A 17,273-nucleotide genomic window follows, 5' to 3' on the forward strand; every position below is an offset into this window, starting at 1 on the left:
GACCGGTGCGCAGCGCCGTCCTGAACGCGGTGACGCGCTCCGGCGCCTGCCCGGCGGCCCTGCCGCGCCTGCGCAGCCGGATCGTGCGGATGAGGTCGCCGGACCCGGCGAAGTCCTGCCAGCGGGCGAGCACCTCGCCGTGGATCAGCGAGCCGCCCCTGAACGCCTTGTCGATCTCGCCGAGCGCGCTGAAGTAGGCGGCTTCCACGTCGCCGCGCAGGTCCGCGCGGAAGGCCACCTGGCTCTCCAGGTGGCGGGCGAGCGCGGGCACGCGGGTGCGGAAGCTGTTGAGCACGCCGTTCAGCGTCTCGTTGACGGCCTGTGCCCGCCGCTTGCCGTCGACCGACAGCTCGGCGAGCCAGAGCCGCAGATCGGTCACCTCGTTGTCGGGCAGCCTGCCGTCGGTCACCTTCGACTCGTGGATGACGAACCGGTCGACCTCGCCCAGCCCGTATTCGGTGAGCATCCGGACGAAGTGCTTCAGCACCACCTCGCGGGACCTGGGCTGCACCCTCGACAGCACGATGGCGAGCCGGACCCCGCGCTCCTTGGCCAGCCTGAGCAGGCTCCAGGCGGGCGCGTCTGCGTAGCGGGCGGCGGTGGTTACGAAGATCCACAGGTCGGCCGCGTCGAGCATGCGATGGGCGATCTCGTGGTGCTGCTCGACGACGGAGTCGATGTCGGGGGTGTCGAGCAGCGCGACGCCCTCCGGCAGCTTCTCGGTGGGGACCACGACCAGGTCGCCCGGCCCGGCCTCGGGGCTGAGCTGCTCCAGCCGTCGGAGGTCGCTGAGCAGGTCGCCTTCGGCGAACCACTGCTGGTCCTCCGGATGGCAGGCGAGCAGCGGCGTGCCGGTGGTGGGCCGCCGCACGCCGGTACGCGAGACGTTCTTCTCGGCCAGCGAGTTGACCAGCGTGGACTTGCCCGCGCCGGTGGAGCCGGCGACCACGATGAGCGCGGGCGCGGTGCTCGTCCGGACGCGGGGCAGCACGTAGTTCTGGAGCTGCGCGAGCAGGTCGGCGCGGGTCCGCCTGGCCTCCTCGACGCCGGGCAGGTCGAGGGAGAACCGCAGCTCGGAGACGCTCTCGCGGAGCGCGTTGAGCGCCGAGGTCAGCGCCTCGACGACCTCGGGCGGCAGCTCCTCGCCACCCGCCGACTCGGCCTCCTCTTCCAAGAAGTCCGGGGCGTCCGAAGAATCGGAGACGTCCGCGGAGTCCGCGGAGTCCGAAGAGTCCGCGACGCCGGTCTCCCCTTCTTCGGGGACGTCCGCGGGCACGGCGTCCTCGACGGCGGCGACCTCCTCAGACAGGCCGCCGTCGTCCTCCTCCGTGATCGCACGGAAGCTCCACGTCTGCTCCCCTGGCGACTCCTGCCGCCCGTCGGCCGTGTTCACGGCAAGCGCTCCGCTCGAACCATCTCGACCTCCTGGCCGACCCTCACGACGTCGCCGACGACCACGATCGCCGGTGGCCGTATCCCGGCCGCGGACACGCGGTCGGCCACGGTGGAAAGTGGAGCGATAACCGCCCGCTGGGTCGGAAGGGTACCGTCCTGTACCACCATTACGGGAGTCTCCGGGGAACGACCGTCGCGAAGGAGGGTTTCGGCCACCTTCGCCAGCCGTTCGACGGCCATCATGAGCACCAGGGTGCCCTCGGAACGAGCGAGCCCGGGCCAGTCGACGGTCGACTTCGGATCATCCGGCGCCACGTGTACGGATATGACGTGGAATTCCTGGCTTACTCCCCGATGCGTCACGGGCACCCCGGCCGCCGCCGGCACCGCGACGGCGCTGGTGATCCCCGGCACGACCAGCACCGGAATCCCGGCGCGGGCACAGGCGATCATCTCCTCGCCGCCGCGTCCGAACACGAACGGGTCGCCGCCCTTGAGCCTGACCACGAACTTGCCCTGCCTGGCCCGGTCGACGAGCAGCTCGTTGATCGTCTCCTGTGGCAGCGCCCGGCCGTAGGGAACCTTGGCCGCGTCGATCAGCTCGACGTCCGGGGCCAGTTCGTCGAGCAGGGAGCGTGGCGCGAGCCGGTCGGCCACCACCACGTCGGCCTGGGCGAGGAGCTGCCGCCCGCGGACGGTGATCAGCCCCGGGTCGCCGGGACCGCCGCCCACCAGCGCGACACCGACCGGCTTGGCCCGGTTGCGTCGGGCGTCGACGGTGCCGTCGCGCAGCGCGCTCACCACGGCGTCCCTGATGCCGGCCGCCCTGCGCGGGTCGCCTCCGGCGGTGATGCCCACGCTGATCTCGCCGACCCGCCCGGAGGCGGGGGTCCAGGCGGCGGAGGAGTCGCGGTCGTCGGCGCGCACGCACCAGATCCGCTCGGCCTCGGCCTCGGCGGCGACCGCGCTGTTGACGGACCTGTCGTCGGTGCAAGCCTGAACGAGCCAGGCGCCGTCGCAGTCGCCGACCTCATACGGCCGGGCCCGCCATTCGATCCGGCCCATGGCGATCAGGTCGTCGAGGGCCGGGGTGACGGCGGGTGACACCAGGGTGACCAGCGCACCGGCCTCCAGCAGCGCGGGAACCCTCCGTTGCGCGACCCGGCCGCCGCCTACGACGAGGACCCGGCGGCCGGAAAGCCGCAGGCCGAGGAGGTAGGGGCCCATCGTGGGGAATCTCCCGTTCGCGAGGGTAGTGCTGTTAGGACGCTAACCTACCGGGTCTTACACGAGGCTCGCTGCGCGCGAGCCGACGGCCGTCAAGGCCGCGGATGTCACACGGGTTTGTCCGTCACCCCTGCCGCGTCGAACGTGGCAACGTCGTGCATGACGCGTACGGCGGCGCAGACCAGAGGGTACGCCAGCAGCCCGCCCGTGCCCTCGCCCAGCCGCATCCCCAGGTCCACCAGCGGGGGCAGGGCGAGCCTGTCCAGCGCGGCGGTGTGGCCGGGCTCGGCCGAGCGGTGCCCGGCCACGCAGTGGTCCACGACGGCCGGTTCCAGGGCGGCCGCCACGAGCGCGGCGGACCCGGCGATGACCCCGTCGAGGATCACGGGCACCCTGGCCGCCGCGCCGCCGAGGATGAAGCCCGCGATGGCGGCGTGCTCGAACCCGCCGACGGCGGCGAGGGCGCGCAGCGCGTCGCTGGGCTGGGAGCCGACGGGCGGCAGGCCGTTCACCGCGAGCGCCTGACGGACGATCGCGACCTTGTGCGCGTGGGTCTCGTCGTCGATGCCGGTGCCCCTGCCCGTCGCCGGCTCCGGGTCGAGGCCGGTGAAGGTGGAGACGAGCGCGGCGGAGGCGGTGGTGTTGGAGATGCCCATGTCGCCGGTGATCAGGCAGCGCGCGCCGCCCGCCACCAGATCGCCTGCCACCGCGATGCCGGCCTCCATCGCCTGGACGGCCTGGTCGACCGTCATCGCGGGGCCCGCGGACAGGTCGGCGGTGCCGCGCGCGATCTTCCTGTCGAGCAGGCCGGGCGCGGGCGCGAGGTCGGCGGCCACCCCGACGTCCACGACCGTGACGGAGGCACCGACCTGGGCCGCGAACGCGTTGGCCACCGCGCCGCCCGACAGGAAGTTGGCCACCATCTGCACGGTGACCTCCTGCGGCCACGGGGTGACGCCCTGGGCGTGCACGCCGTGGTCGGCGGCGAAGATGGCGAGCGCGGCCGGCGCGGGCATGGGCGGCGGGGTCACCCCCGCCGCGCCCGCGAGCCGTACGGCGACCTCCTCCAGCACGCCGAGCGAGCCGCGCGGCTTGGTCAGCCGGTCCTGGTGGGCGCGGGCGTCGGCGAGAACGCGGGGATCGGCGGGACGGATCGCGGTGAGCGTCTCGGCCAGCACGGCAGACCTCCAGTGGACGGGCTTCAGGGGACCAGTTGCAGCAACGCTTCCTCGTAGCGGTCGATCACGACATCGGCCAGGGTCTCGCAGTCGCCGATCACCTCGGCGCAGCGGATGTCGAGTTCGGGGTGGCCCGCGCCGTACGCCAGCGCCTGGGCCCAGACGCGCTCCAGCATGCCGCCCGCGAACAGCAGGTACGGCACGACGATCACGCGCTTGGCGCCGAGCCGGCGGCAGCGTTCGAGCCCGCCGGGCACGCCGGGCGGGGTGACGGAGACGAACGCGGTCTCGACGGTCATGAAGTCGTAGGCGTGCGTCTCCCAGAACAGCCGCGACACCCGGTGGATCTCGGCGTTGGCCGAGGGGTCGGTCGAGCCCTCGCCCACCAGGACCACCGCGGTCTCCTGCGGTTCGACGTGCGCCGGCGTGTCTTCGGCGGGCAGCGAGTCGACGGCCCGCAGCCGAGGCCTGGCGCCCACCAGTTCGAGCGGGCGCGGCCTGGTCATCTCGGTGGCGGCGTCGTTCAGCCGCTCCGCCAGCAGCGCGAGAACCCGCGGGTCGGGGCCGAGCGGGCGGCCGTAGTCGTACATGAGGGTGGGGTGCCGCTCCTGCTCCAGCGCCAGCGCGGCGGGCAGTTCCTGGTCGAGCCTGCTGAGGCTGAGCGGCAGCGCCACCAGGCGGTGGTGCCCGCGGGCCACCAGGGAGGCCACGGAGTCGCTGAGCCGCGGCGTGGCTCGCGAGAGGTAGCCACCGGACACGTCGGCGGCCGTCTGGTCGAGGCGGCAGCGGAGCCTGTGGACGAACCTGCCGAACTCCGCGGGGTCGGCGTCATCGTTCGAGCCATGCCCGACGAGCAGGAGCGGCGGCTTCATTGAGGGATTCTCCGTGGGTTGAGACAAGACACGCGAGGATAACCGATGCGTGCCCGTAGGCGACAGGTCACCGCTTGTGCACGGGGGTGGCGTGCACGACGAGGACGGGGTCTGCCGAGGTCAGGGTGTGTGATCCAGCAGGCTGGAAGGTGAGTTCGGAGGCCAGGATCTGGGTGCCCTCCGCACGATAGCCGTGCTCGCGCAGCAGGTCGAGCACCACAGGGACCTGTTCGACCGTTCGAAGGACGCACACCAGCGTACGCGGGCGGCGCGTGGCGCAGGCCGCGATGACGTCGAGCCCGCCGCCGCCGACGAACACGGCGTCGGGGTCGGGCAGCGGCTCCAGCGCGGGCGGGGCCTGCCCGCGGGTCAGCGCGACCTTCACGCCGTGCTCCAGGACTCTGGCCCGCAGCCTGGCGCACGCCTCGTCGTCGCGCTCGACCGCCATGACGGCCGCGCCGAGCCTGGCGCACTCGACGGCGATCTCACCGCCGCCCGCTCCGACGTCCCAGACCAGGTCGCCGAGCCGGGGCCCGAGCTTGGCCAGGACGTACGCCCTGACCTCGGCGGGCAGCACGGCGTCGGGGAACGGCAGCGCCCACTCGGCGGGCCCCGGCTGCGCGCCGGCCAGCCAGCCCCGCTCGCCGCCCCGGTGCAGCGGGTCGACGACGAGCACCACTTGGGGGTCCTTCCACGGCCTGGTGGTCGCCTCGCCCATCCGGCTGTGCGTGACGCGCTCGTCGGGGCCGCCGAGGTCCTCGCAGACGATCAGCGCGCGCGGCGTGGTCGGGGCCAGCTCCCTGGCGACCTCGGCGGGCCCGGCGCCCGGCGCGACCAGCAGCGCCACCTTGGGGTGCGCCCGGCAGGCGTTGACCACGCGGGCGAGCTGGTGAGCCCCGGCCGGGGCGACGACGAGCGCGTCCTCCCAGTTCAGCCCGGCGCGGGCGAAGGCGCGGGTGACGAGCGAGGTGGCGGGCAGGACGTCCGGGGCGAGGCCGTGGTCGCGGAGGGTGCGCACCACGCCGAAGAACCCGGGATCGCCCTCCGTGACCACCACGACCGGGCCTTCGCCGTGTTCCAGATGGTGGTCGAGGGTGTCGAGCAGCTCGTCGCCGGCCGCCGTGGGGGCGGCGAGGCCGAGCTGGGCGAGGAGCGGCTGGGGGCCGACGACGAGCGCGGCCTCGTGCAGCCGGCTCACCGCCCTGGTCGAAAGCTCCGATCCGTCCCAGCCGACCACTGTGATCATGCCCTCACCACCTCACCCTCAAGGGTGACGGCTGCCGAGGTGTTTCACCAAGGGGTGCGAAGGCCACTGCGGCGTGCCCCCGCCCTGGAAGCGGGCCCTGGGTGCCGCTCAGTCGAGGTCGGACGGGGTCAGGCTGTAGACCACCAGGTCCTCGCCCTGCAGCGCGTTACGGGCCACGCCTTCGCGGACGAACCCGGCCTTCTCCGCCACCCGCTGCGAGGCCGGGTTCGTCACCGCGGCCCGGAGCTGGAGCCGGGCGAAGCCGTGCTTGTCGAACAGCCAGCGCGCGATGGCCAGCACCGCCTCGCCCGCGTACCCGTTGCCGCGGGCCCACGGCGCGGTCATGTAGCCGACCTCGGCCGTCCGGTGCGTCCAGTCGGCGTCCCTGAGGTCGACGTTGGCCACGAAGCGGCCGCTCGCCGACTCCACGACCGTGAAGGCCACTCCGTGGCCTCGCGACCGCGTCCGTTCGGAGATGGCGAGGAACGCCCGCGCGTGTCCCTCGCCGTAGTCGCGCGGCACCCCGGTCATGGCCTGGGTGAGCGGGTCGGCCGCGGTGGCGGCGAGGTCCGGGACGTCGGCCTCGGTCGGCGGCCTGAGCAGCAGCCTGGGGGTGCGCAGCTCGGTCCGCGGCAGGATCGGGGACGGCAGCGGGCTGTCGGAGCGCAGCAGGCCGAAGAGGACCAGGTCGTGCGGCCCGTCGTCCTCCATCGCCGCCTGCCGCAGGACGCCTTCCCAGGTGAAGCCCGCCTTCTGCGCGACGCGGAGCGACGAGACGTTGTCCAGGTTGGCCGTCAGGTCGACCCTGCGCAGCTGGGTGGTGGCGAACACCCAGCCGGTGAGCCCGCGTACCGCCTCGGGGGCGTAGCCGCGTCCGCGGTACATGGGGTGCACGCCGTAGCCGACCTCGGTCGTGCCGGCGGTCCAGGACGTCTTGAACAGGCTGATGGCTCCCACGACGCGGTCGTCGGCGTCCGCCATCGCCAGGTGGACGCCCTGCCCCGAGCGTTGCAGGTCGTGCACGCCGTTCGCGAGCCACTGGTCGACGCCGGACACCTGCGCAGGTGTGCCAGGGGGCAGGAACTGGACGCCCGATCGGACGATGGACCGGACCCGGTCGGCGTCGCGCGTGCTGAACGGCCGCAGCGTCAGCCGTTCGGTGGTGATATTCACGGCAGGGTCGGACACGTTCGGCAGGCTACACACGGGACGTTTGCCAACAAAAGCGGGGGTAGGTGCGATTTCGAGAGGAGTGAGTGGAGTATGGAACGAGGAAGCGCCAAGCACGGCCGCCGCGTCGACGAGCAGCAGAAGCGCGAGAAGGAAGACATGGCTCGCGAGGGCATCGATCTCCGCGGCGACCTCGCGAAGTGGCTGAGCGACCGCGAGTTTCCCGCTTCTCAGCACGATCTGGCCGAACATGTGGAGGGCGTGCGAGCGCCTGACGAGATCGCCGACCTGGTCCGCTCCCTGCCAGAGCGCCGGTATGCCAGCGTGGCGGAGGTGGCCGAGGCCCTCGGCCTGGGGCTGGAGAGGCGGAGGTGGTGATCGGTGCGGCTCGACTTCATCCGTCCGCTCTACGAGCGCCGCGGGCCGTACGCGTCCGTCTACCTGGGTGCGCTCACCGGGCCGGAGCGGGAGGCACGCTGGCGCAGCCTGCGTGACCAGCTCGGGCAGGCCGACGCCGACACGCTGGAAACCCTTGACCACCAGGCGCTGCGGGCCGAGCCGGGCCGCGTGCTGTTCACCACCCACGGGGACGTGGTGCTGACCGAGACCCTGGCCGACCCGCCCGCCGCGCTCGCCAGATGGTCGCCGCTGCCGCACGTCACACCCATGCTGATGGGACGCGGAGAGAACGTCCCGCACCTGCGGGTCGTCGCGGACCAGGCGGGCGCCGAGCTGGCCGTCTTCGGCGGCGGCTCGCCGCGCACGGCCACCGTGCAGGCGGTCCCGTGGCCGTTGCAGAAGACGGCGCAGGGCGGCTGGTCGCGAAGGCGCTACGAGCGCGGCGTGGACGAGACCTGGGAGGGCAGCGCGGCGGCCGTCGCGCACGAGATCGACGAGCAGGTCCGCAGGATCGGCGCCGAACTCGTCATCGTGGCGGGCGACCCCAAGTCCCGCTCGCTGCTCTTCGACCATCTCGGGACGAAGTCCGCCGATCGGGTGCTGATGGTCGAACACGACATCAGCGCCGACCACGACCAGTTCGAGCGGGACGTCGAGACCGCGCTCGACGGCTGGCTCGACCGCAGGCGCGACGAGCTGCTCAACCGCCACCGCGAGGCCGCGGGCCCCGTCGGACTTCCGCAGGTCGGGCGCGCCCTGCGCGAGGGCAGGGCGCACGCGCTGCTCCTGCCCGGCGAGCTGCCCGGCCCGGTATGGGTCGGGGAGGGCGGCACCCAGCTCTCCACCGACGCCGACGAGCTGCGCCGGTGGGGCGTCGAGCGGCCGGTCATGGAGCGCTCCGACTCGGCTCTCGCCAGGGCCGCCGCGATGACCGACGCCGAGCTCTGGTTCACCGAGGAGGTCGCGGAGGTGGCCGCCGTCATCAGGTGCTGACGATCACCTCCAGCGTCCTGGGGCCGTGCACCCCCTCGACCCGGTTCAGCTCGATGTCGCTGGTGGCCGACGGCCCGCTGATCCAGGTGAGCGGCCTGGACGGGTCGAGCCTGGCGACCGCCTCCGGCACGCCGGCCACGATCTGGTCGGCCCGCACCACGCACAGGTGGTAGTCGGGCACCAGGGTCTGGGCCCTGCTGCCCTGGCCGGGGCCCGAGTCCAGGACGATCGTGCCCGTCTCCGCGATCGCCACCGCGCAGCCGGTCAGCACGCCGTCGGCGGCGCCCAGTTCGGGTTCGGCGCCGCCCGCCGCCCGCGCCCACTCGGGCGGCAGTCCGTCAGGGACGATCATCGCCCGTCCGCCCACCAGCTCGGCGACCTTGGCGGGCACCTGCGCCGCCGGCGTGACGTGCACGACCGCCCGGTAGTCGCCGACCCGCTCGGCGAACAGCCCGACCACGTCCTCGGCCGGCCGGCTCGTCCGGTAGCCGCGGGTGATCTCCACCTCGGGCGCCCCCTGGACGGCTCGCCTGACCGCGGCCAGGATCTCCTCACGCGCGCTCATTCCGCTCCCACCAGTCTCTGAACGATTCTTCTGGGATGTCAGGCAGGTCTCGGGTGTCGGTCCAGGCCGACAGCGGGCCCGGCAGCCGCTTCGGCACCAGCTTGCGGAAGCGGATGGCCAGGCGCTGCGCCTTCTCCAGCCGCACGCTGTCGTTGAGCACCCAGCCCGCGACGCGCATGCCCGCGCGCTCGGCGGGCTTGTGCGGCGCCTTCGCCCGCAGGTCCACCAGGACCTCGGGGATGTCGATGGCCACCGGGCAGGCTTCGAAGCAGGCGCCGCACAGGCTGGAGGCGTACGGCAGCGACGCGTCCAGCTCCGACGACATGCCTCTGAGCAGCGGTGTCAGGATGGCGCCGATCGGGCCGGGGTAGACGGAGCCGTAGGCGTGGCCGCCCGCGCGCTCGTAGACCGGGCACACGTTCAGGCAGGCCGAGCAGCGGATGCAGCGCAGCGCCTGGCGGCCGACCTCGTCGGCCAGCACCTGTGTGCGGCCGTTGTCGAGCAGTACCAGGTGGAAGTCCTGGCCCTCGACCGAGCCCGTCCACGTGCTTGTGTAGGGGTTCATCCGCTCGGCCGTCGAGCTGCGCGGCAGCAGTTGGAGGAACACCTCCAGATCCCGCCAGGTCGGGAGCAGCTTCTCGATGCCGACCACGCTGATGAGGGTCCGGGGCAGGGTCAGGCACATCCGGCCGTTGCCCTCGGACTCCAGCACCACCAGGGTGCCCGTCTCGGCGACCATGAAGTTGCCGCCGGAGATCGCGACCTTGCTCTTGAGGAAGCGTTCCCGCAGGTGCAGCCGGGCCGCCTCGGCCAGCGCGGCGGGCTCGTCGGTCAGGTTCGCGGGCGCGGGACGGCCCCACTCGGCCATCTTGGTGTTGAAGATCTCGCGGATCTCCGAGCGGTTGCGGTGGATCGCGGGAACCAGGAAGTGCGACGGGAAGTCGTCGCCGAGTTGCACGATCAGCTCGGCCAGGTCGGTCTCGTAGGCCGTGATGCCCTGCGCGGCCAGCGCTTCGTTGAGGCCGATCTCCTGGGTGGCCATCGACTTGACCTTGACCACCTCGGTCTCGCCCGTCGCCTTGACCAGGTCCGACACGATGCGGTTGGCCTCGGCGGCGTCGCGGGCCCAGTGGACGTGGCCGCCCGCCCTGGTGACCGCCTCTTCCAGCTGGACCAGGTAGCGGTCGAGGTGGCGGAGCGTGTGATCCTTGATCGCCTTGCCCGCCGCGCGGAGTTCCTCCCAGTCGGGCAGCTCGGCGACCGCCTTGAGCCGCTTGTCGCGGATGGTGTGGGTGGCTTTCCTGAGGTTGTAGCGGAGCTGAGAGTCCTGGACGGCCTGAGCCGCATTCTTCGGGAAATTTCCGGGCATGCCGAGAAAAGTGGCGCTCATTGGGCCTCCTCCGTGGCCGCGAGGATCTCCGCGAGATGCATGATCCGCACTCCGGCCCGCTGCCGGTTCAGGGTGCCGCCGATGTGCATCAGACACGAGTTGTCGGCCGCGCAGAGCACCTCGGCTCCGGTGTCGAGGATGTTGCGGACCTTGTCCACCCCCATCGCGGCCGAGACGGCCGGGTTCTTCACCGCGAACGTGCCGCCGAAGCCGCAGCACTCCTCGGCCGCGGGCAGGGGGACCAGGTCGAGGCCGCGCACGTGCTGGAGCAGCCTGGTGGGGCGGTCGCCGAGGTGCAGGCCGCGAAGGGAGTGACACGTCGGGTGATATGTCACCCGGTGCGGGAAAAATGCGCCTACGTCCTCGACTTTCAGGACGTCAATCAGGAACTCGGACAGCTCGTACACCCTGGGCGCGACCTCCGCGATGGCCGCCGCTCCCCTGCTGCCCTTCCGCACCAGTTTGGGGTACTGCTCGCGCACCATCGCGGCGCACGACCCCGACGGCGCCACCACCGCGTCGTACCCGGCGAACACCTCGGTGAAGTGCCGCGCGAGCCGCACGCCCTCCTCCCGATAGCCGGTGTTGACGTGCATCTGGCCGCAGCACGTCTGGGCGGCGGGGAAGTCCACCTCGCAGCCGAGCCTGCGCAGGAGCGACACGACGGCCTTGCCCGTGCCGGGGAAGAGCGTGTCGTTCACGCACGTGATGAACAGGGCGATGCGCACGGCTCTCCTTCCGAAGTATGGTCTGACCACTGTATGGTCTGACCATACCGAACGAGGCCCGCCGAGGGGGACCCCCGTTGACCGTAAAAAAGACCCGCACGTTCGAGGACGTGCTCGCCCAGATCGAGCGGCGCATCATCGACGACGGGCTCACGGTCGGCGACCGTCTCCCCGCCGAACGCCAGCTCGCCGAGCAGCTCGGCGTCGGCCGGAGCTCGGTCCGCGAGGCGCTGCGCGTCCTGGAGACGCTCGGCGTGCTCTCCTCCCAGGTCGGCCGGGGGCCCGACGCCGGAGCGATCCTCACGTCCCGGCCCGACACCGCCCTCACGGACCTGCTCAGGCTCCACCTCGGCCTGGCCACCCTGGAGCTGCGCGAGGTCATCGAGACGCGCCTGATGCTCGAGCGCTGGTCGGCCGCGCGCGCCGCCGCCACCCGCGCCGACACCTCCGCGCTGGTGGACGCGCTGGCGGGCATGGAGGCCGCGGCGTCCGCCGAGGAGTTCGTCGAGCACGACACGGCCTTCCACTGCGCGATCGCCGACGCCTCGGGCAACCGGCTGATCGCGGCCATCATGCGCTCGCTGCGCGACTCGATGCGCCGATACGCGGTCGAGGCGGTGGAACGCCTGGGCGACCCGTCGCTCCTGCACGCCGACCACCACCACATCCTCACCGCCATCCGCTCGGGCGACCCCGACGAGGCCACCCGAGCGGTCGCCGACCACCTGTCACACGCCTACCCGGCACTCTTCGGCGACACTCCGTGACGCGCCGAGAAGGATGGCCCGGTGGGCGCGTCACTCCGTGAAGGCGGCCCGGTGGTCCTGAACCCAGGACTCGAAGCTGGTCGCCGGGCGACCCAGGACGGCCTGGACGGTGTCGGTGAGGACGGGGTAGCCCTCGTCCCTGAGCATGGTCCAGCCGGCGACGACCGCGGCGACCAGGTCCTCGCCGGCGCCCGACCGGCGCATCCCCGCCGCGGCGTCCTCGATGGAGACCGCCAGCGTCTCCACCGGGCGCCCGACCGTCCTGGCGACGACGGCCACCTGGCCGGGGACGCTCAGCAGTTCGGGCCCGGTGAGCGCGTACGCGCGCGACTCGTGCGCGGTGCCGGTGAGGGCCCCAGTGAGGATCTCGGCTGCGACGGCCGCCACGTCACGCGGGTCCACGACGCCCTGCGCGCCGTCGCCGGTGAAGTTGGGCACCTGGCCGCCCGACCTGACCGCCTCGGCCCAGGCCAGCGCGTTGGAGGCGAAGCCGGCCGGGCGGAGCATCGTCCAGGCCATCCCGCTCTCCTGGATGGCCCGCTCCCCCGCCAGGTGCCAGGCTCTGATGTCCGCCGGGTCCTCCGTGTCGCCCGTGCCGATGGCCGAGAGCTTCACCACCTTCTTGACGCCCGCCAACCTGGCCGCCTCGACCATGGCCAGGTCGTGCTCCTTGAGCCGGGGCCCGAAGGCCGTCGCCAGGAAGGCGGTGGACACGCCGTCGAAGGCCGCTCTCAGCGACTCGGGGTCGTCGAAGTCCGCCCGCACGACCTCGCCGCCCGCGGCCCGCGCGGGGTCGCGTGTCAGCGAACGGACGGGCTCGCCGCGCTCCAGCAGAAGACGGACGACTTCGCTGCCTATGGTGCCCGTGGCACCGGTGATCAGGATCATAGAAGCAGGCTGCCAGCGCACTCCTCGCCGGTTATAGGAAGAATCGGCACCATGAGCACTGCGCCGCTGCCCACCGTGCCGCCCACCGTGGGCGGGCTCCGCGACCTGACAGTTCACGTGCGGGAGCCCGACACCGCCGCCACGGTGGCCTTCCGCACGGTCGCCGACGGGACGGGCGAGCTGTTCGTGCTGGGTCCGCGCACGCGCGCCTCGTACCTGACGCCCAAGAACGTGCCGCACTGCGTCACCCTGCGGCTGAGCCCCGGTCGGGCCCGGCCGCTGCTCGGGCTGCCGATGAGCGAGCTCGTCGACCGGATCGTCCCGTTGCGCGAGCTGTGGGGGGCGCAGGCCGACCTGCTGGCCGGCGAGCTGACCGAGCTGGTGGCCTCCAGCGGGCCTGGAGTCTGGCGGGAGCGGGTGGCCGGCCGCATGCAGGCGGCGCTGAGCCGCCGCCTGGCCGAGCGGCGGCCCGCGGAGCTGGCGCGCGGGCAGCTGCTCGACACGGCGGCCGCGCTGCTGTCGCGGGAGTCCGAGCGGGTGACGGACGTCGCCAGGGAGCTCGGCGTCAGCGAGCGTCACCTGCGCAACCTGTTCTCCGCCGGCGTCGGCGTGTCGCCCAAGCGGTTCGCCCGCATCCACCGGGTGCGCGGCGTGCTGGCCAGGGTCTGCCGCGAGGGCTCCGCGTCGCTGGCCGCCGACACGGGCTACTACGACCAGTCGCACATGACGGCCGAGTTCCACGAGGTCATGGGGGTGCCGCCGAACGCGTTCCGCTCGGGCCGCCTGCCCGCCCCCGGTTCCTGCTCAGCGGCCTGAACCGGGGGCCGGCACGGGTCATTCGCGCAGGTCGGCGATCCGGCAGGTCTCCCCTGAGCACTCGTGCAACGACATCATCCTGCTCTGCAGGTTCAGCAGCAGGTCGGGGTCGGCCTGGGCGGCGAGGTTGTGCAGCTCGTAGGGGTCGCTCGCGAGGTCGTAGAGCTGCATCTCGCCGGTGTCGTACCGGACGTAGGTGTAGTTCGCGGTGCGCAACGCCTGGTACGCCGGCACCGGGGTCTGGCGGGCGGACGACTTCTTGGTCGGGCGGTAGAACTCCAGCAGCACGTTCTTGCGCCAGTACTGCGGATGCTCGCCCTTCAGCAGCGGCGCCAGCGACCGCCCCTCGACGAACGCCGGTGTCTGCGCCCCGCCGAGCTCGGCGAAGGTCGGCGCCAGGTCCACCGTCGCGCCCATCTCGTTGACCTGGGAGCCCGGCTCGATCCCCGGCCCCCGCACCACGAGCGGGATCTTGATGGACTCCTCGAACGGCGTGGTCTTGCCCTGCTTGAGGCGGTGCGTGCCGAGATGGAAGCCGTTGTCGGAGGTGAAGAAGATGTAGGTGTCGTCGAGCTTGCCCGTCTCCCGCAAGGTGTTGATCACCTCGCCGACGAGGTCGTCGACGCCGAGCATGGACCGCATCCTGCGGCGATACCGCTCGTCCACCCCGTCGATGCCCGCCGGCCCGATCGGCGGCAGGGAGCGCAGCCAGAGCGGCTCCTTGCTCACGTCGGGCTGGTTGAACGACGGCGTGCGCGGCGCCGTGGCCCCCGCGAAGTCGTTCGCGTGCCGCACCGCCGGGTTGGCCGGGTTGTGCGGCCCGATCGGGGCCAGGTACAGGAAGAACGGCTGGGTGGAGCCGCTGATGAAGTCGTGGGCCTTGCGGGCCAGCACGTCGGACAGGTAGTCGTGCTCGGCCCAGCCGTAGTCGACCGTGGTGCCGTTGTCGTTCAGCCGGTAGCCGTACTCCTGGTACAGCTCGCGGACGGGCACGGCCCACTCGTTCCAGCCCGGTGGCACGTACGTCTCGGGGGCCGAGGCGCCCGGGTAGTGGTTGAGGAACTTGCCCATGAGCGCGGTGCGGTATCCGGCCTGCTGCATCCACGTCCCGATCGTGGAGCGTTCCAAACCGAGCGCGTTGAAGCGGTCGAAGCCGCCTTCGGGCGCGGTGTTGGTGAGCACGCCGTGGCTGTGGACGTACTGGGAGCGCAGGATCGACGTCCGGGACGGGCAGCACCACGAGTTCGTCACGAAGAACCGGTCGAACGAGACGCCCTGCCGCACCAGTTGCTCGGTGATGTTCGGAAAGTTGGGCAAGGTGCCGCTTTCCAGATCGTCGGCCATGATGAAGACGATGTTCGGCTGTGTCACGCGTGCTGCTCCCGCTGCCGCCGCGGGCTCGGCGGCCGGAAGGAGGAGGAGCAGGAGGCAGAGGAGACGACGGAGACCCTTGAACACAGAGCTGACCTCCCCGGAAGATCGTGCATTGACACGTGGGCCACCCCCGGCCGTAATAGAACTATATTCGGGAGGTGTCGCATGAAGCTCGGTCTCAACCTCGGCTACTGGCAGCGTCACGCGGACGACGCGACCGAGACGGTGCTCGCCGCCGAGCGGCTCGGCTACGACTCGGTGTGGACCGCCGAGGCCTACGGCAGCGACGCGTTCACGCCCCTGGCCTGGTACGGGGCGCGCACGTCCCGGATCAAGCTCGGCACCTCCGTCGCCCAGCTCTCGGCCAGGACGCCGGTCGCCACCGCCATGACCGCGATGACGCTCGACCACCTCACGGGCGGTCGCCTGCTGCTCGGCGTGGGCGCGTCGGGGCCACAGGTGGTGGAGGGCTGGTATGGCCAGCCGTTCGGCAAACCCCTTGCGAGGACCCGCGAGTACGTCGAGATCATGCGCCGCGTCTGGCGCCGTGCTGAACCCGTGACCAGCGACGGTGTCCACTACCCCCTCCCCCTCCCGGGCGGCCTTGGAAAGCCCCTCAAGCTCATCACCTACCCGCTCCGCGGCGATATTCCCGTCTACCTGGGTGCGGAGGGGCCGAAGAACGTCGCCCTGGCGGCCGAGATCGCCCAGGGCTGGCTGCCGCTCTTCGCCTTCCCCGAGAAGATCGAGGAGATGTACGGTGACGCCCTCTCCGGCAGGAGCGGGGAGTTCGACATCGCCGCGATGGTCATGGTCGTCATCTCCGACGACGTCCGGGCCGCTCTGGACGGCGTCAAGCTGATGCTCACCCTGTACATCGGCGGCATGGGGGCCAAGCACCGCAACTTCCACGCCGACATCATCGGCCGCATGGGCTTCGCGGAGGCGGCCGAGCGCATCCAGTCGCTCTACCTCGCCGGCAGGAAGGACGAGGCGTTCCGGGCGATCCCCGACGAGCTCGCTGACGGCATCTCGCTGGTGGGCCCGCCCGGCCGCATCAAGGAGCGGCTGCAGCGCTGGCACGCCTCCCCCGTCACGAACCTGCTCGTCATGGGCGTGCGCGACGAGCCGTCCCTGAAGGTCGTCCGCGATCTGGTGCTGGGCTAGTCGGGACGGGGAGCCGGGTCGGCGGTGACCGACCTGAGGAGGGGGCGGCTGAGCGCGCCGGCCCCGATCACGCCGGCGAAGCCCATCACGACGCAGACCAGCAGCGTGACGACCCCCGTGACGTTCACCGCGCCCGCCATGAACGGCAGCCCGCAGAACACGCCCACGGCGATCGCGCCCCCGCCCATCACCGTCAGCGGGACGAGCGTCTCCGCACTGCGCGCCTTGTCCAGCACCTCCAGCGGCGTGCCCGCCAGCCGCAGCAGCGCGTACGTCTGGCGCCGGTCGAGGATCGACGAGGCCGCCGTGATGCCCGCGCTCGCGATCGCCACCAGGAACGACACCGTCAGCACCACCACAGTGCCCGACCGGATGTCGGCGAGGATCTGCACCCCGGCCTGATCGTCGTCGGCCTCGGTCGTGGGCAGGTGCCCCGGGACGAGCCCGGTGAGCGCGGTACGGGCCCTGTCGACGGTCGCGGTGTCGGCGCCGGTGCCCAGCGCGATCACGACCACCTTCTTCTCGGTCTTCACGGTGGCCGTCAGCTGGGCGGCCTTGAGCCTGTCGCGCGCCTGTTCGGCCACCGCCGACGGCTGCCCGGCCGGAACGGCGACCCGCAGCTGGCCCGGGACCGCGTCGCTGGTGAACACCCCCGGGCTGAGCAGGCCGAGGAAGCCCGCGACGAAGCCGGTCAGGGCCACGCCGCTGACCGTCCGCCAGGCGGAGCGCGGGTCGTCGACCAGCCTGCGCCCGGCGAGCAGCCGCGCGGGACCGCGGGCCCGTCCGGCGGTGATCCTGCCGATCAGGCCGACCACCCACGGGCCGGCCAGGTTGATGCAGAGGAAGGGAAGCGCGAGCGCCACGACGACGACGGCCACGCTGGTGCTCTGGCTCAGCACGGGGAACGCGGCCAGCGCCGCGACCAGCGCGAGCACCCTGACGAACCGCATGGCGGGCGGCGTCTCGCGCTTGGCCACGCCGAGCGGGCTGACCACGACGCGCCGCAGCCCGACCACCGCCGACAGGCCCACCAGCAGCGGCACCGCGCTGGTCAGGAACGGGCTGGTCCACCGCGACCACTACCTGCGCTGGCTGACC

General features: G+C 72.3%; 17 protein-coding genes. 5 read left to right on the forward strand and 12 right to left on the reverse strand.

Features of this window, described 5'->3' with window-relative positions:
* The 6 genes from ABZ297_RS41205 to ABZ297_RS41230 all read right to left on the reverse strand — a co-directional run.
* Positions 1 to 1,393: dynamin family protein (locus ABZ297_RS41205; RefSeq protein ID WP_355358068.1), on the reverse strand; the 1,393-nt coding region annotated here is incomplete at its 3' end.
* Positions 1,390 to 2,622: a uroporphyrinogen-III C-methyltransferase gene (cobA, locus tag ABZ297_RS41210; RefSeq protein WP_355358071.1), complete on the reverse strand. Its 1,233-nt coding sequence runs from the start codon at positions 2,620 to 2,622 to the stop codon at positions 1,390 to 1,392. The genes ABZ297_RS41205 and cobA, both read right to left, overlap by 4 nt.
* Positions 2,623 to 2,729: 107 nt before the next feature.
* Positions 2,730 to 3,800 carry a nicotinate-nucleotide--dimethylbenzimidazole phosphoribosyltransferase gene (gene cobT / locus ABZ297_RS41215; protein WP_355358074.1) on the reverse strand — a complete coding sequence of 357 codons (1,071 nt, stop codon included), beginning with the start codon at positions 3,798 to 3,800 and terminating at the stop codon, positions 2,730 to 2,732.
* A 23-nt stretch (positions 3,801 to 3,823) separates the two neighbouring features.
* Positions 3,824 to 4,672: a sirohydrochlorin chelatase gene (locus ABZ297_RS41220; protein WP_355358077.1), complete on the reverse strand. Its 849-nt coding sequence runs from the start codon at positions 4,670 to 4,672 to the stop codon at positions 3,824 to 3,826.
* 67 nt (positions 4,673 to 4,739) lie between these two features.
* Positions 4,740 to 5,918, reverse strand: a complete 1,179-nt coding sequence (cbiE, locus tag ABZ297_RS41225) for a precorrin-6y C5,15-methyltransferase (decarboxylating) subunit CbiE (RefSeq protein WP_355358080.1) — start codon at positions 5,916 to 5,918, stop codon at positions 4,740 to 4,742.
* 108 nt (positions 5,919 to 6,026) lie between these two features.
* Positions 6,027 to 7,106 carry a GNAT family N-acetyltransferase gene (locus ABZ297_RS41230; protein WP_355358083.1) on the reverse strand — a complete coding sequence of 360 codons (1,080 nt, stop codon included), beginning with the start codon at positions 7,104 to 7,106 and terminating at the stop codon, positions 6,027 to 6,029.
* A 75-nt stretch (positions 7,107 to 7,181) separates the two neighbouring features.
* Between ABZ297_RS41230 and ABZ297_RS41235 the strand changes: the two genes are divergently transcribed.
* A complete protein-coding gene (locus ABZ297_RS41235; RefSeq protein WP_350811511.1) occupies positions 7,182 to 7,466 on the forward strand; it encodes a DUF2795 domain-containing protein in 285 nt (94 codons plus the stop codon).
* A 3-nt stretch (positions 7,467 to 7,469) separates the two neighbouring features.
* Positions 7,470 to 8,480 carry a Vms1/Ankzf1 family peptidyl-tRNA hydrolase gene (locus ABZ297_RS41240; protein ID WP_355358086.1) on the forward strand — a complete coding sequence of 337 codons (1,011 nt, stop codon included), beginning with the start codon at positions 7,470 to 7,472 and terminating at the stop codon, positions 8,478 to 8,480.
* Here ABZ297_RS41240 and ABZ297_RS41245 read toward each other — a convergent pair.
* Genes ABZ297_RS41245 through ABZ297_RS41255 form a run of 3 tightly spaced genes read right to left on the reverse strand, consistent with a single transcriptional unit; the run spans position 8,470 to position 11,163 of the window.
* A complete protein-coding gene (locus ABZ297_RS41245) occupies positions 8,470 to 9,045 on the reverse strand; it encodes an LUD domain-containing protein (protein ID WP_355358089.1) in 576 nt (191 codons plus the stop codon). The two genes, ABZ297_RS41240 and ABZ297_RS41245, sit on opposite strands and share 11 nt — an antisense overlap.
* On the reverse strand, positions 9,032 to 10,435 hold the full coding sequence (locus tag ABZ297_RS41250) for a lactate utilization protein B (RefSeq protein ID WP_355358092.1): 1,404 nt from the start codon (positions 10,433 to 10,435) through the stop codon (positions 9,032 to 9,034). The genes ABZ297_RS41245 and ABZ297_RS41250 overlap by 14 nt, the downstream gene beginning before the upstream one ends.
* A complete protein-coding gene (locus ABZ297_RS41255; RefSeq protein WP_355358095.1) occupies positions 10,432 to 11,163 on the reverse strand; it encodes a (Fe-S)-binding protein in 732 nt (243 codons plus the stop codon). Before ABZ297_RS41255 ends, ABZ297_RS41250 begins: the two co-directional genes overlap by 4 nt.
* A 77-nt stretch (positions 11,164 to 11,240) precedes the next feature.
* Between ABZ297_RS41255 and ABZ297_RS41260 the strand changes: the two genes are divergently transcribed.
* Positions 11,241 to 11,930 carry a FadR/GntR family transcriptional regulator gene (locus tag ABZ297_RS41260; RefSeq protein ID WP_355358098.1) on the forward strand — a complete coding sequence of 230 codons (690 nt, stop codon included), beginning with the start codon at positions 11,241 to 11,243 and terminating at the stop codon, positions 11,928 to 11,930.
* A gap of 30 nt (positions 11,931 to 11,960) precedes the next feature.
* Here the strand turns inward: ABZ297_RS41260 and ABZ297_RS41265 are convergent, their stop codons facing one another.
* On the reverse strand, positions 11,961 to 12,818 hold the full coding sequence (locus tag ABZ297_RS41265; RefSeq protein WP_355358101.1) for an NAD(P)H-binding protein: 858 nt from the start codon (positions 12,816 to 12,818) through the stop codon (positions 11,961 to 11,963).
* Between the two features lie 51 nt (positions 12,819 to 12,869).
* Here ABZ297_RS41265 and ABZ297_RS41270 point away from each other — a divergent pair, with 51 nt between their 5' ends.
* Positions 12,870 to 13,634: a helix-turn-helix domain-containing protein gene (locus ABZ297_RS41270; RefSeq protein ID WP_355358104.1), complete on the forward strand. Its 765-nt coding sequence runs from the start codon at positions 12,870 to 12,872 to the stop codon at positions 13,632 to 13,634.
* Between the two features lie 18 nt (positions 13,635 to 13,652).
* Here the strand turns inward: ABZ297_RS41270 and ABZ297_RS41275 are convergent, their stop codons facing one another.
* Positions 13,653 to 15,005 (reverse strand): sulfatase, encoded by a 1,353-nt coding sequence (locus ABZ297_RS41275; protein WP_355358107.1) that lies wholly within the window; start codon positions 15,003 to 15,005, stop codon positions 13,653 to 13,655.
* 168 nt (positions 15,006 to 15,173) lie between these two features.
* Between ABZ297_RS41275 and ABZ297_RS41280 the strand changes: the two genes are divergently transcribed.
* Positions 15,174 to 16,175, forward strand: coding sequence for an LLM class F420-dependent oxidoreductase (locus tag ABZ297_RS41280; RefSeq protein WP_355358110.1), 1,002 nt, complete (start codon positions 15,174 to 15,176; stop codon positions 16,173 to 16,175).
* On the opposite strand, the gene ABZ297_RS41285 is transcribed toward ABZ297_RS41280, so the two are convergent.
* On the reverse strand, positions 16,172 to 17,152 hold the full coding sequence (locus tag ABZ297_RS41285) for a hypothetical protein (protein WP_355358113.1): 981 nt from the start codon (positions 17,150 to 17,152) through the stop codon (positions 16,172 to 16,174). The genes ABZ297_RS41280 and ABZ297_RS41285 overlap by 4 nt on opposite strands.
* Positions 17,153 to 17,273 lie beyond the last annotated feature (121 nt).

The sequence above is a fragment of the Nonomuraea sp. NPDC005983 genome (genome assembly GCF_040614375.1).
GTDB lineage: Bacteria > Actinomycetota > Actinomycetes > Streptosporangiales > Streptosporangiaceae > Nonomuraea.